13 protein-coding genes are annotated in these 14,351 nt (G+C 70.7%); 10 read left to right on the plus strand and 3 right to left on the minus strand.

Annotated features, from left to right (window positions below; all coding sequences use genetic code 11):
* Nucleotides 1–1,992 (plus strand): translation initiation factor IF-2 (gene infB, locus QM626_RS00450; protein WP_415072774.1); only part of this gene is annotated, 1,992 nt, incomplete at its 5' end.
* A gap of 67 nt (nt 1,993–2,059) precedes the next feature.
* Nucleotides 2,060–2,494 (plus strand): 30S ribosome-binding factor RbfA, encoded by a 435-nt coding sequence (gene rbfA, locus QM626_RS00455; protein ID WP_415072776.1) that lies wholly within the window; start codon nt 2,060–2,062, stop codon nt 2,492–2,494.
* Nucleotides 2,495–2,581: 87 nt separating this feature from the next.
* On the opposite strand, the gene QM626_RS00460 is transcribed toward rbfA, so the two are convergent.
* Entirely contained in the window at nt 2,582–4,012 is a 1,431-nt protein-coding gene (locus tag QM626_RS00460; protein WP_415072798.1) for a sugar porter family MFS transporter, read from the minus strand.
* Nucleotides 4,013–4,119: 107 nt separating this feature from the next.
* Between QM626_RS00460 and rsmA the strand changes: the two genes are divergently transcribed.
* On the plus strand, nt 4,120–4,959 hold the full coding sequence (rsmA, locus tag QM626_RS00465; protein ID WP_415072778.1) for a 16S rRNA (adenine(1518)-N(6)/adenine(1519)-N(6))-dimethyltransferase RsmA: 840 nt from the start codon (nt 4,120–4,122) through the stop codon (nt 4,957–4,959).
* A 63-nt stretch (nt 4,960–5,022) separates the two neighbouring features.
* On the opposite strand, the gene QM626_RS00470 is transcribed toward rsmA, so the two are convergent.
* The gene (locus QM626_RS00470; protein ID WP_415072780.1) at nt 5,023–7,035 is read right to left on the minus strand and encodes a hypothetical protein; all 2,013 of its coding nucleotides are present in this window, start codon (nt 7,033–7,035) and stop codon (nt 5,023–5,025) included.
* A 341-nt stretch (nt 7,036–7,376) separates the two neighbouring features.
* Complete coding sequence (locus tag QM626_RS00475) at nt 7,377–8,150, minus strand: SDR family NAD(P)-dependent oxidoreductase (protein WP_415072782.1); 774 nt, start codon at nt 8,148–8,150, stop codon at nt 7,377–7,379.
* 269 nt (nt 8,151–8,419) lie between these two features.
* Here QM626_RS00475 and QM626_RS00480 point away from each other — a divergent pair, with 269 nt between their 5' ends.
* The 7 genes from QM626_RS00480 to QM626_RS00510 all read left to right on the plus strand — a co-directional run.
* Complete coding sequence (locus QM626_RS00480; protein WP_415072784.1) at nt 8,420–9,481, plus strand: aldo/keto reductase; 1,062 nt, start codon at nt 8,420–8,422, stop codon at nt 9,479–9,481.
* Nucleotides 9,478–10,410 carry a 4-(cytidine 5'-diphospho)-2-C-methyl-D-erythritol kinase gene (locus QM626_RS00485; protein WP_415072786.1) on the plus strand — a complete coding sequence of 311 codons (933 nt, stop codon included), beginning with the start codon at nt 9,478–9,480 and terminating at the stop codon, nt 10,408–10,410. The genes QM626_RS00480 and QM626_RS00485 overlap by 4 nt, the downstream gene beginning before the upstream one ends.
* An 11-nt stretch (nt 10,411–10,421) precedes the next feature.
* Nucleotides 10,422–11,717: a GNAT family N-acetyltransferase gene (locus QM626_RS00490; protein ID WP_415072788.1), complete on the plus strand. Its 1,296-nt coding sequence runs from the start codon at nt 10,422–10,424 to the stop codon at nt 11,715–11,717.
* Nucleotides 11,718–11,846: 129 nt separating this feature from the next.
* Nucleotides 11,847–12,149, plus strand: a complete 303-nt coding sequence (locus tag QM626_RS00495) for a DUF427 domain-containing protein (protein WP_415072790.1) — start codon at nt 11,847–11,849, stop codon at nt 12,147–12,149.
* 16 nt (nt 12,150–12,165) lie between these two features.
* Nucleotides 12,166–12,987, plus strand: coding sequence for an ABC transporter ATP-binding protein (locus QM626_RS00500; protein ID WP_415072792.1), 822 nt, complete (start codon nt 12,166–12,168; stop codon nt 12,985–12,987).
* Nucleotides 12,984–13,667, plus strand: coding sequence for an ABC transporter permease (locus tag QM626_RS00505; protein WP_415072794.1), 684 nt, complete (start codon nt 12,984–12,986; stop codon nt 13,665–13,667). The genes QM626_RS00500 and QM626_RS00505 overlap by 4 nt, the downstream gene beginning before the upstream one ends.
* Nucleotides 13,664–14,351: ABC transporter permease (locus QM626_RS00510; RefSeq protein ID WP_415072796.1), on the plus strand; the 688-nt coding region annotated here is incomplete at its 3' end. The genes QM626_RS00505 and QM626_RS00510, both read left to right, overlap by 4 nt.

Raw genomic sequence — 14,351 nt, forward strand, 5'->3', positions numbered from 1 at the left:
CCCCGCCCGCCGGCCCCCGGCCGCGGTCGCGGACCTGCCGGCGGCACCGCCGGCGCGTTCGGCAAGGGCGGCGGCAAGCCGAAGCAGCGCAAGTCGCGCAGGGCGAAGCGGCAGGAGTTCGAGATGCGGGACGCGCCGGTCGTCGGCGGCGTCAACGTCTCCAAGGGCAACGGCGAGATCATCCGGCTGCGTCGCGGCGCGTCGATCGCCGACCTGGCCGACAAGATCGAGGTCCTGCGCGGCTACACCGTGCAGCCCGGAACCCTCGTGACGATCCTGTTCAACCTCGGCGAGATGGCCACGGCCACCGAGTCCCTGGACGAGGCGACGTTCGAGGTGCTCGGCGCCGAGCTCGGCTACAAGATCCAGATGGTCTCTCCCGAGGACGAGGACAAGGAGCTCCTCGAGGGCTTCGGCCTCGACCTCGAGGCCGAGCTCGAGAACGAGAGCGAGGACGACCTCGAGATCCGTCCCCCGGTCGTGACCGTCATGGGTCACGTCGACCACGGAAAGACGCGACTGCTGGACGCCATCCGCCAGACCAACGTGGTCGCGGGCGAAGCCGGCGGCATCACCCAGCACATCGGCGCGTACCAGGTGTGGACCGAGCACGAGGGCATCGAGCGAGCGATCACCTTCATCGACACGCCCGGTCACGAGGCGTTCACCGCCATGCGTGCCCGCGGTGCGCAGGTCACCGACATCGCGATCCTCGTGGTCGCCGCCGACGACGGCATCATGCCGCAGACGGTCGAGGCCCTGAACCACGCGCAGTCGGCGAACGTGCCGATCGTCGTGGCGGTCAACAAGATCGACAAGCCCGACGCCAACCCGGCCAAGGTGCGCCAGCAGCTCACCGAGTACGGTCTGGTCGCAGAGGAATACGGCGGGGACGTCATGTTCGTCGACGTCTCGGCGCGTGAGAACCTCAACATCCAGGCTCTGCTGGATGCCGTGCTCCTCACCGCCGACGCGGGCCTGGACCTCACGGCCAACCCGAACAAGGCGGCGCGTGGTGTCGCGATCGAGGCGAAGCTCGACAAGGGCCGCGGCTCGGTGGCGACCGTGCTGATCCAGTCCGGCACGCTGCGCGTCGGCGACGCGATCGTTGCGGGCACGGCGTATGGCCGCGTCCGCGCCATGATCGACGAGAACGGCGAGACGGTCGAGGAGGCCTACCCGTCGCGTCCGGTGCAGGTGCAGGGCCTGAACTCGGTGCCCCGCGCCGGTGACACCTTCATCGTCACCGAGGAGGACCGCACCGCGCGCCAGATCGCGGAGAAGCGCGAGGCCGCCGAGCGCAACGCCCAGCTGGCCAAGGCCCGCAAGCGGATCTCGCTCGAGGACTTCACGCGTGCGCTGGAGGAGGGCAAGGTCGAGTCGCTCAACCTCATCATCAAGGGCGACGTGTCCGGTGCCGTCGAGGCGCTGGAGGAGTCGCTGCTGAAGATCGAGGTCGACGACTCGGTGCAGCTGCGCATCATCCACCGCGGCGTGGGCGCGGTCAACGAGTCCGACGTGAACCTCGCCTCGATCGACAACGCGATCGTGATCGGCTTCAACGTGCGCCCCGACGCCAAGGCGCGCGAGCGCGCCGCCCGCGAGGGTGTCGACATCCGGTTCTACTCGGTCATCTACAACGCGATCGACGACGTCGAGCAGTCCCTGACGGGCATGCTCAAGCCGGAGTTCGAAGAGGTGCAGTCGGGTGTGGCCGAGATCCGCGAGGTGTTCCGCTCCTCGAAGTTCGGCAACATCGCCGGTGTCATCGTGCGCAGCGGCACCATCACGCGCAACGCGAAGGCACGTGTCATCCGCGAGGGCGTCGTCATCGCCGACGGTCTGGCGATCGAGTCGCTGCGGCGGTTCAAGGACGACGTCACCGAGGTCAAGACCGACTTCGAGTGCGGTATCGGCCTGGGCAAGTACAACGACATCCGCGTGGGCGATGAGATCGAGACCACCGAGATGGTGGAGAAGCCGCGCGGCTGACCCCGTCAGGTCCGGGATGCCTCGGTCGGAGGCGTCCCGGACCTCGTTCCGTCAGGAGGAGAGAAACATGAGCAGCGAACGACAGGCACGCCTGGCGGACCGCATCAAGGTCCTGATCGCCGAGCGGCTCGAGAAGGGCCTGCGCGACCCGCGGCTCGGGTTCGTGACCATCACCGACGTGCGCGTGACCGGCGACCTGCAGCACGCCTCCGTGTTCTACACCGTGCTCGGCAGCGAACAGGAGCGCAACGACTCCGCCGAGGCGTTGCGGGCGGCGACCGGGATGCTGCGCAGCGAGGTCGGGCGCGGGCTCGGAGTGCGGCTGACCCCGACGCTGGAGTTCATCCCCGACGGCGTGCCGGAGAACGCGGGCCACATCGAGGACCTGCTGCGGGAGGCGCGCGAGCGCGACGAGCAGATCACCGGGTTCGCGGCGTCCGCCGTCTACGCCGGCGACGCCGACCCGTACGTGAAGCCCCGCGAGGACGACGCCGAGGCCTGAGCGCGTCCCCCTACCGCGAGACCGCATCCGCGCGCCGAGACCGAGGTGTGACCCCACGGTCTCGGCGCGCAGATGCGGTCTCGCCGTCTATGCCGTGGCTTTGCGGCGGTCGAACAGCGCCTCGGTCTCCTCGAGCTCGCTGCCCTTCGTCTCCGGGATGCGCCAGGCCACGTACAGCAGCGACAGCAGGGCGAACAGCGCATACATGCCGTAGGTCAGCGGCAGCGACCAGCTGGACATGGCCGGGAACGTCACGGTGATCAGGAAGTTCGCGACCCACTGCGCACCGGCGGCGACGCCGAGCGCCTTGCCGCGGATGCGGCTCGGGAAGATCTCGCCCAGCAGCACCCAGACCAGCGGGCCCCACGACGCCGCGAACCCCACCACGAACAGGTTCGCCGCGATCAGCGCGACCGGCCGCCAGGCGCCCGGCAGCGTCACCTCGCCGTCGACCGTCTGCGCGAACGCGAACGACAGGGCCATGGTCCCGAGCGAGAGCGTCATCAGCGCCGAGCCGGTCAGCAGGATCGGCTTGCGGCCGACCCGATCGACCAGCCAGATCGCGACGAGGGTCATCACGACGTTGGTGACGCTCGTGATGACGCTGATCAGCAACGAGTCGCTCTCGTCGAACCCGACCGCCTTCCACAGCGTCGTGGAGTAGTAGAAGATCACGTTGATGCCCACGAACTGCTGGAACACCGACAGGATGATCCCGACCCACACGATCGGCTGCAGCCCCAGGGCCTTGCCGCGCAGGGAGGCGCCCGCGTTCCTGCGGTCCTCGTCCATGATCCGCTGCAGGTCATTGACCGTGCGATCGAGGTCCTCGGCCGGCACGAGGCGCGCGAAGATCTCCCGCGCCTGCTCGGTGCGGCCCTTCGCGAGCAGATAGCGGGGCGACTCCGGCACGGTGAAGGCCAGGATGCCGTACACGGCGGAGGGGATCACGCCGACCAGGAACATCCAGCGCCAGGCCTCCAGCCCCCACCACAGCGTCTCGCTGGCGCCGCCGGCGCTGGTGGCCAGCAGCGCGTCCGACAGCAGCGCGGCGAAGATGCCGAGCGTGATCGCGAGCTGCTGCAGCGAGGCGAGGCTGCCGCGGATCTGCCGGGGCGCGATCTCGGCGATGTAGGCGGGCGCCACGACCGAGGCGATGCCGATGCCGAGACCGCTGACGATGCGCCAGAAGATCAGGATGCCCACGCCCACCCCGACGCTCCCGGCCGGCACCAGCGCGGTGCCGATGGACGACACGAAGAACATGGCGGCGCCGAGCATCATGACCCGTCGGCGTCCCCAGTGATCCGACAGCGCGCCGGCCGCCATCGCGCCGGCGGCGCAGCCGAGCAGCGCGACCGCCACGACGAAGCCGGTGAGCACCGAGCTCGTCTCGTACGTCTCGGCGATCGAGTCGACGGCGCCGTTGATCACCGAGGAGTCGAAACCGAAGAGGAAGCCGCCGACCGCGGCGGCGATCGACAGGCCGATCGCTCGTCGGCCGTAGGCCGTCCCCATCCCGAATGCGGCGGTCACAGGAGCATCGTTGCTGGTCACGGTCGTCACACTAGTCCTCACGTGGCCCCGGTCCGAAGGATTGACGTGCCGCGGATACAGTGACAGGCATGACCGTGCAACTGCTCGGCGCGGCCGAGATCCGCGCGCTGGCCGCCGATCTCGACGTCGTCCCGACCAAGAAGCTCGGACAGAACTTCGTGGTCGACGCGAACACGGTGCGCAAGATCGTGCATCTCGGACGGGTTGGGGCGGGGGACCACGTCGTGGAGATCGGACCGGGTCTGGGCTCGCTGACCCTGGCGATCCTGCAGGCCGGCGCGAGCGTGGTGGCGGTGGAGATCGACCACCGGCTGGCGGCGCGGCTGCCGCAGACCGCCGCGGCCCACGGCGTGTCGGCCGGCTCGCTGACGGTGGTGGACGCCGACGCGCTCGCCGTCACGACCCTGCCCGGCGACCCGGCCGTGCTCATCGCGAACCTGCCCTACAACGTGTCGGTGCCGGTGCTGCTGCACTTCCTCGAGAGCTTCGCCCACCTCACCCGCGGTGTCGTCATGGTGCAGGCGGAGGTGGGGGAGCGCTTGGCGGCCGCACCCGGGTCGAAGACCTACGGGGTGCCGAGCGTGAAAGCCGCCTGGTATGGCCGGTGGACGCTGGCGGGCACCGTGTCGCGGCAGGTCTTCTGGCCCGTCCCGGGCGTGGACAGCGTGCTCGTCGCGTTCCAGCGCGACGCCGAGCCGCGCGGCACGGAGCCCGAGCGCCGCGGCGTGTTCGCGCTGGTCGACGCGGCTTTCGGACAGCGGCGGAAGATGCTGCGGCAATCGCTGTCGGGCCTGCTCGGCGGATCCGCCGCCGCGGCCTCCGAGGTGCTCCGGCGCGCTGGCGTGGACCCGACGGCGCGCGGGGAGCAGCTCGCGGTCGAGGACTTCCTGCGGATCGCTCGCGTGTGACGGCTGCCCGGTCCTGTCTGCCGACGACGCGGCGGGCAGGACCGGGGCAGCCGAGAGCCGCTCTCATACGGTGATCGTGATGGCGCCGGTGTAGGTGGAGCCGGGCGTGATGGTGGTGTCCGTGCCGTCCACGGTCACCCTCCGCGCGCCGACCACCCTGGCGTCGGCGCCCACGACGAGCTTGCTGAGGTACGAGGTGCCCGTGACCCGCCATTGGCTCCGGCCGTCCAGCGTGACGATGACGCCGTTGTTCACCACCGGGGACACGGTGTTGTCGATCACTCCGAGCTGTCGGTAGTTGTCGAAGTTGATCGGGCTCTCCCGATGCGTGGTGGTCGTCGCCGACAGCACGCCGGTCACGGTGGTGTCGGTGAAGCTGAGCACCAGGTTCTGGCCCTGCAGATCCTTGTAGCCGCCGCCGCGCACGCCGTTGTAGAAGTTGCCGTTCAGCGTGGCACCGGTGAACGTCCCGGTCGCGTCGGCCGACGACGCGGTCGTCGGGTCGAAGCTGGTGGACTTCGTGATCGAATCCGTCGGCTCGACGTAAGAGGCCGTGTACTCGCGGCTCCACGGCTTGTCGACGGCGTCCACACCGCCAGGGTTGTCGTTGTCCATCAGCTGGTAGACGATGCCGTTGCCCGGCTTCAGCGACACGTTGCGGCCGTTGACGACCACGGTGGACGCGGACGCCTTGGAGACGAAGGTCGACAGGGCCGTGGTCACCTGCGTGCCGCCGTCCAGCAGCAGCTCACCGGTGGACTGCCACATGAAGCCGAACTTCCGGGACGTGATCACCGAGGAGCGGGGCGTGAGCGCCTGCAGCTCGTTCCCGCTCAGGCCGAGGCCCAGCGAGTCGTTCAACGCGGCGACCGCGTCCCGGGCGCTGTCGCCGTAGTGGACGCTGTTGGGGGCCCACAGGATCGTGGCGTACGTGGCGACGTCGAACGTGACCCCGAGCAGATGCTCGGTGACGTTGCCGATCCCGTATGTGCCGTAGCCGTCGTCGCCGGTGTTGGTGGCGGTGGTGTTGAGCGCGACCAGCGTGCAGTCGCTGCCGCCGTCGACCGACAGTGCCCCCCAGGTCTCGGTCGTGACCTGTGAGTTCACGTACGCCGCCTTCGTCCCGGTGCCGAGCAGGTTCGTCGCGCGCACCGTGCCGTACATGCCCAGCAGCCAGGGGCAGGTCATCATGAAGTTGGTGTCGCCGGTGTTCTCGTACTCCGCGGGCGGCGTGCCGTCGTGCACCGTGAGCACGGAGTTCTTGACCACCACCGTCGAGCCGCCGTCGGCGATGACCGCGGTCCTCACGACGCCCCTGTTCTCGACCGTCGCCGCGTCGACGGTCAGGTACGAGGCCCCGGTGCCGGTGATCGCCGCGCCGTACCCGATGAAGTCGTTCCGGCCGTTTCCCTGCAACTCGATCCGGGGAGCCTGGATCGAGTAGGTGGCGCCGCCGTCCACCCAGATGCCGTTGAACGCCTCCCCGGTGGAGCGGATGGTCACGTTGCGTGCGGCGTTCGCGTCCACGTTGCCGCCGCTGATCGCCGAGGAGACCGACTTCTCCTGGTCGATGCCGTCGGCATCCACGTACAGCGCCTGCCGGATAGGCCACTCCAGATCGCCGTAGCTGATGATGTTGGCCTCGGCGACGTCGATCACCACCTGGCCGCGATAGGTACCGGCCGCGATGTAGGTGACGATGCCGTTGTCGTCGTAGAGGCTCGGCAGCTTGGAGCCGGTCTCCACGCCGTTGACCGTGACGGAGAGACTCGTCCCGTCCGGCCCGATGATCGCCCCGCCCTCCGCGATGGTGAGCTCGTTGAGAGTGGTCGTGGTCTCGATGGTCACGGTCTCGCCGGCTGAGACCGTGAGCGTGTTGCCGTTGTTCCCGGGGTTGCCGCCGGTGCCGCCGTTGCCGCCGGTGTTCCCGTGGTTGCCGGTGCCCGCGTAGGCGGGGTCGGTGAACGCGACGCCGCCCACGACCGGTAGGACGGCGAAGGCGGCGACGCCCAGGAGGAGAGAGCGGCGAGAGATGGGGCTGGCGTGAGGGGTGGGGTGCGTGGTCTCGACGACCATGGGATCTTCCCTTTCGGCTGAGCGGACGGACCGCGCGATGCACGCGAGGCCATTTGACGGGGGGATTGTCCTGACCGATGTCGGTCGACGGCGGTCAGCGACGACGGGGACCTGAAAAGCCGCGGTGTGGACGAGACCGGAGGTGTTCGGCGTCGTCCGGGGGGAACGGCGTGCCGCCTTTGGCAGTTCGTGCCCGGAGGCAGTGTCACCATACTCTGTCGACAGTTTGGGCCACAAGGGGTCGCTCTGAACGAATTCGAACCCGCAAAATTAGCTCAACAGGGCATGTTGACACAATTAGTGTCGACATTGATAATTCAGGGGCTGACCGGTGAAGGCGCTCACGCGGCCGTCACCCCGCCGTCGATGGTGAAGTTCGCCCCGGTCACCCATCGCGCCTCGTCGGAGGCGAGGTACACGGCGCACCACGCGATGTCGTCGGGCACGCCGAGACGGCCGACGAGCGTGCGGGCCGCGATGGCTGCCCCGGTGGCGCCGGTCGACGCGCCGGCGGCGGCCGTCGCGCCGGTCTGCACCATGCCGGGGGCGATGGTGTTGGCCCTGATGCCGTCGGGGCCGCCCTCCACCGCCAGCTGCTTGGTCATCGACAGCACGGCGCCCTTGCCGGCGCAGTGCGCCACCATCCCCATCGCCCGGCTGCCTCGGAAGGAGTTGACGGAGGCGAAGTTGATCACGGAAGCGCTGCCGGATGCCTGCAGGAGGGGCCAGGCCGCCTGGCTGGCCAGGAACACCAGGTCGACCTCGCCGGCGATGGTGGGACGCCACTGGGTGTCGAAGTCCATCGTGTCCACCCGGCCCATGTGCGGCTCGATCGCGCCGGCGTTGACCAGCACGTCGGCCCTGCCGTATCGCTCTCGGGCGACCTCGACATAGCGGCCGACGTCGTCGGGCCGGGTGAGGTCGATCGGGTGCACGGAGGAGATCGGGGTGCCGGCCTCGGCAGCGAGGGCGACGGTGGCCTCCGCGCGCGGGGCGCTGATGTCGGTGCCCAACACGGTCGCGCCTTCGGCGGCGAATCTCAGCGCGATGCCCTGCCCGATGCCCGAGCCGATGCCGGTGACCAGGGCCACTTTGCCCTGAAGACGGTCAGTCACATTATCTCCTCAATTATTGTCGACACTAGAGCGGCAATATCGCGCTAAACACCCGAAAGCGCACAATATTTCTCTCTGAATGTCGACAGAATAGTACGAGGGGGAAGAGCTTCGCTAGGCCGGGTGATGTCGGCCCACCATCGCATCACGGCGCTGACCATGCGAGCGAGGGGAGAAGGAGAACGGGTCTGGACCTGCGACGTGGGCGCGTCTTACGCCGGCGCGTCGCACCGGGCTCGCGGCCGCGCCGACGTGGCTAGGCTGCTGAGGTGACCGAACAGCCCCGCCTCCGCCCCGGCATCCCCGACGTCCACCGCCCGTACGTCGCGGCGTCCGATCGTTACGACGCGATGCCGTACCGTCAGGTCGGCACCAGCGGCCTGTACCTGCCGGCGCTGTCGCTGGGCCTGTGGTGGAACTTCGGCGACAACGTGGCGTTCGACCGTCAGCGCGAGATCCTGCGCCATGCCTTCGACCGCGGCGTCATCCACTTCGATCTGGCCAACAACTACGGCCCGCCCTACGGGTCGGCGGAGACGAACTTCGGTCGGGTCCTGCGCGAAGACCTGCGACCCTACCGCGACGAGCTCATCATCTCGTCCAAGGCCGGTTGGGACATGTGGCCGGGGCCGCACGGGGACTGGGGCTCGCGCAAGTACATCCTGGCCAGCGCCGAGGCGTCGCTGACCCGGATGGGACTCGACTACGTCGACGTCTTCTATTCGCACCGGGTGGACGAGGTCACCCCGATCGAGGAGACCGTCGGCGCGCTCGACACGCTCGTGAGGCAGGGCAAGGCGCTGTACGTCGGCATCTCGTCCTACAGCGCCCAGCGGACGGTCGAGGCGGCCGCGGTCGCTCGCAGCCTCGGCACGCCGCTGGTGATCCATCAGCCGGCGTACTCGATCCTCAACCGCTGGATCGAGGACGGCCTGACCGGCGCGCTCCGCCAGGAGGGGATCGGCGCCATCGCCTTCACACCGCTCGCTCAGGGCCTGCTGACCGACAAATACCTCAGCGACGGCACCGGACATCGCACCCAGCCGCGCCCCGTGCCGCAGACGCTGCCGCCGGAGGGGCTGGCGGCGCTGCGCAGCCTGAACGCGATCGCGGCCGAGCGCGGGCAGACGCTGGCGCAGATGGCGATCCAGTGGACGCTGCGCGACCCGGTGGTCGCCTCGTCGCTCATCGGCGCCTCCAGCGTCGCCCAGCTCGACGAGAACATCGCGGCGTTGTCCGGTCCCGCGTTCGACACGGAGGAGCTGGAGCAGATCGACACCGTCTCCGCCGGCATCGACGTGGACCTGTGGGCGGTGTCGTCGAGACTGTGAGCATCCGCGCCGTCCCGGACCGGGTGCACGTGCGTGCCCCCGGGAAGATCAACGTGTTCCTGCAGGTGGGCGCGGCGGGCGAGGACGGCTACCACGACGTGGCCACGGCCTATCAGGCGGTCTCCGCGGTCGAGGACGTGTGGGCGAGCCCCGCCGACGGGTTCACGATCGCGGTCAGCGGCACGGTCGAGGTCTCGCAGGTGCCGTGCGACGACCGCAACCTCGCGATCCGCGCGGCCCGGCTGCTGGCGCAGGAGATCGGCTGGCGGGGCGGCGTTCATCTCGACGTCCGCAAGGGCGTGCCGGTCGCCGGCGGCATGGGGGGCGGGTCGGCGGATGCCGCGGCGGCCCTCGTCGCCTGCGACGCCCTCTGGGGCGCAGGCCTCGGCAGCCACGACCTGCTCGAGCTCGGGGCACGCCTCGGCGCCGACGTGCCGTTCGCGCTCATGGGCGGCACCGCCATCGGCACCGGCCGCGGCGACGTGCTGAGCCCCGCCCTGGCCCGGGGCCGGTTCGACTGGGTGATCGTCACCCGCGAGGACGGGCTGTCGACGCCGGAGGTCTACCGGGCGCTCGACGCCCACCGCGGCCGCCATGCCGTCGACATCGCCCCGCCGCCCCGCCGGCCGGAGGTCGCCACCGATGTGCTGCACGCCCTGCGCGCGGGGGACGCCGCGATGCTCGCCGACTCGGCGCACAACGATCTCCAGGTCGCCGCTCTCGCCCTGCGCCCCGAGCTGGCCGAGGTGCTCGACGCGGGGGAGCGCGCCGGTGCGCTGGTGGGCCTCGTGTCCGGCTCCGGGCCGACGCTCGCCTTCCTCGCCGGGGACGCGGAGTCCGCCATCGAGCTGCAGGTTCTCCTGTCGGCGGCCGGACACCACGCGCTGCACGTGCACGGCCCGCTCCCCGGCGCCCGCATCATCGACTGAGGGAGGTCGCCATGGCCCACAACGACATCGCGGTGGATCCGGCATCCGCCGCCCGGCTGGCCGAGGCGGGTCTGGAGCTTCGCCGGATGGCGAACGACGGCTCGGAGCTGGTCGCCTGGCACGGCGCGCAGGCGCGCGGCTTCCTGGAGACCGAGCGCACCGCGGTGCAGGACGCCGCCGTCGCCGAGAGATGGCGCGGGCGCCGGCTGATCGGGGTGCTCGATCCGACCGGGCCGCAGCCGGACTGGCCGGTCGGGACGGTGTCGAGCTGGGTCGCGGCGCTGAGCCTGCCCGGCGGCACCGCACCGGCGTGGGCCATCAGCTCCGTGACCGTCGCGCCCACGCATCACCGGCGCGGCATCGCCCGCGCGCTGCTCGAAGGGGAGCTGCGTGCGGCCGCCTCCGCCGGGGTGCCGATCGCATCGCTGACGGTCACCGAGTCGCCGCTGTACGGGCGGTACGGCTTCGCGCCCGCCGTGTCGGTGGCGACCCTGTCGATCGACGTGAAGCGCGCGAGCTGGACCGGTCCGGTCGCGCCGGGCCGGGTCGACTTCGTGACGCGGGAGCAGTGGCGGCGCGAGGCGCCGGCGCTGGCCGATCGCGTGTTCGCGCAGCGGCCGGGGGAGCTGACGGCATCCGACGGCCACTGGGACCACATCGCCGGGACGGCGGCGGATGCCGACCGGCCCGAGCGCATCCGCACCGTCCGATACCGCGACGTGCACGACGAGGTGCAGGGACTGCTCGCCTACACGGTCACCGAGAACACGGAGGACTACACGCGATCCCGTGTCGACGTGCGAGCGCTGGTCGCGGCCGACGATGCCGCGTCGGCCGCGCTGTGGCGGTTCCTCGTCGAGCTCGACCTGGTGCAGACCGTCGTCGCCACCGAACAGTCGATCGACGAGCCGGTGCTGTGGATGATCTCCGATCGGCGCGCCGCGACCGTCACCCTGCACGACCACCACTACGTCCGCATCCTCGACGTGACCGCGGCGCTGCAGGCCCGCCGGTACCGCCGGCCGGGCCGGCTGCTGCTCCAGATCACCGACACGCTCGGCCTCGCGGGCGGCGCGTTCGTGCTGACGGTCGACGACGACGGCTCCGCCTCCGTGGCACCGGCGTCCGCGCGCGCGACGGCGCCGGTCACCCTCACGGCCGACGTCGTCGCGCTCTCGGCACTGCTGCTGGGCCAGGTCTCGGCGCGCACCCTCGCGGCCGCCGGGAGGCTGAGCGCGACGGACGCCGGCGCCGTCGCCGACGTGTTCGGCTGGGACCCGCCCGCGCGGCTCAGCTACTGGTATTGACCCGCCGGCCCGGGGCTCGGCGCGAACCGGGCGGTCACCGTAGCGCCGGATGTCACGATCGGTTGCACAGCGCGTCATGCGGCGCAATCCCCGGTGCCCTCGGCGTCCAGCCGCGGTAACGTCGCAGCCATGAGAGCACGACTGGGCGACACCGTCCTCGCCGACGCACCCGAGGCGGACCTGATCCGCATCGAGGGCAACTGGTACTTCCCGCCGGCCTCCGTGACCGCCGGCGTGCTCAGCGACAGCCCCACGCCGTACACCTGTCCGTGGAAGGGGGCATGCCAGTACCTCACCGTCACGGTCGACGGCCGGGAGCTGCCGGACCGGGCATGGTCCTACCCCGACCCGTATCCCACGGCCATCGAGCGCGTCGGCCGCGACTTCAGCGGCTATGTCGCGTTCTGGAAGGAAGTCGAGGTCGGCGACTGAACGGGGGCGGACCGCGATGATCGAGTTCTCTCAGGTCACCAAGCGCTTCCCGGACGGCACGACGGCGGTCGACGCGTTCGACCTGGTCATCCCCTCCCATCGCACGACCGTGTTCGTCGGATCCTCCGGGTGCGGCAAGACCACGCTGCTGCGGATGATCAACCGCATGGTCGAGCCGACGTCCGGGCACATCGAGATCGACGGCGTCGACGTCGCGTCCGGATCCGCCGTCGACCTGCGCCGCCGGATCGGCTACGTGATGCAGAACGCCGGGCTCCTGCCGCACTTCACCGTCGCCGACAACATCGCCACCGTTCCGCGGCTGACCGGGCAGACCCGGCGCGCCGCGCGCACCCGCGCGCTCGAGCTCATGGACGTCGTGGGCCTGGACCGCGCGATGGCCGACCGCTACCCCAGCCAGCTCTCCGGCGGACAGCAGCAGCGGGTGGGCGTCGCCCGGGGCCTCGCGTCCGACCCCAACATCCTGCTGATGGACGAGCCGTTCGGCGCCGTCGACCCGATCGTGCGCGCCGAGCTGCAGCAGGAGCTCATCCGGCTGCAGCGGGAGCTCGACAAGACCGTCGTGTTCGTCACCCACGACATCGACGAGGCCTTCCTGCTCGGCGACCAGGTCGTCATCCTCGCGAAAGGCGCGCAGAAGCTGCAGGTGGGCAGCCCGAGCGAGATCATCGAGCAACCCGCGGACGACTTCGTCTCCGCGTTCATCGGCGCCGAGCGCGGGCGCCGCGCACTGCGCATCAGACGCACCGACGCGGGGGCCGTCCTCGTCGACGGCGAGGGCCGCACCCAGGGCACGCTGGTCGAGGACGCCCCATGACGTGGGTGCTCAGCAACCTGGACGTGATCGCCGGGCTGGCCCTCGTGCACCTGCGGCAGAGCGTCATCGCCATCCTCGCCGGCTTCGTGCTGTCGGTCCCGCTCGGATGGATCGCGTGGCGCTACCGGCTGCTGCGCGGGTGGATCATCACGATCACGGGGCTGCTGTACACCATCCCGTCGCTGGCGCTGCTGATGATCCTGCCGGTCGTGCTCGGCTACCCCGTCATCAGCGAGACGAACCTCGTCGTCGCGCTGACCATCTACGCCGTCGCGATCCTGGTCCGCGCCGTCGCCGACGGGCTCGACTCCGTCGACCCGGACGTGCGCCAGGCGGCCACCGCCGTGGGCTTCGGGGGAGCCCGCCGGTTCTGGGCGGTCGACCTGCCGCTGGCCGGTCCGGTGCTTCTCGCCGGCCTGCGCGTCACGGCGGTGAGCACAATCTCGCTCGCCACGGTGGGCATCCTCGTCGGTGTCACCAACCTCGGCTACCTGTTCACCAACGGCCTGCAACGGCGCATCGTGCCCGAGGTGCTCGCCGGCGTCATCGTCGTCGCCCTGCTCGCGCTCGTCGTCGACGGGCTGCTGGTGATCGCGGGACGGCTGCTGATGCCGTGGGCGCGCGCCCACGTCAGCCGCGCACGTCGTCGTGTCGCGCGGCCCGTGGCGGTGACCTCGTGAACCTGTTCGCCGAGGCGATCGCCTGGATCCTCGACCCCGCGCAGTGGCAGGGATCGAGCGCGCTGCAGCTCCTGCTGGCCCAGCAGATCGTCTTCACCGTCGTGTCGGTGGCGATCGCCGCGGCCGTCGCCGTGCCGGCGGGGTGGGCGATCGGTCACACCGGCCGCGGCCGCGAGATCGCGGTCGCCGTCTCGGGCGCCGCCCGCGCCATCCCGTCCTTCGGCCTGCTGGTGCTGCTCGTGCTGATCCTCGGCGTCCTGCACAAGCCGGAGGCCGCCGTGGTCACGTTCGTGCTGCTCGCGATCCCCTCGCTGCTGGCGGGCGCCTACACCGGTCTGGAGGCCATCGACCGACGCGTGATCGACGCCGCCCGGGCGATGGGGATGACCGAGTGGCAGATCCTCTGGCGCGTCGAGGTGCCGCTCGGGCTCCCGCTGCTGGTCGGCGGCCTGCGCGCCGGCGTCCTGCAGGTCGTCGCGACCGTCACGATCGCCGCCTACGTCAACCTCGGCGGACTCGGCCTGCCGATCATCACCGGCCTGAACCTGCGCCGCTACGACATGGTGCTCGGCGGTGCGATCCTGGTCGCGCTGCTCGCCCTCGTCCTGGACGGCCTGCTCGCCCTCGCGCAGCGCGCCGCCGTGCCCCACGGCCTGCGCGCGGGCCGCGGGGCACGCACCCCGG

It is taken from the genome of Microbacterium sp. (assembly GCF_047606385.1).
Taxonomy (GTDB): domain Bacteria; phylum Actinomycetota; class Actinomycetes; order Actinomycetales; family Microbacteriaceae; genus Microbacterium.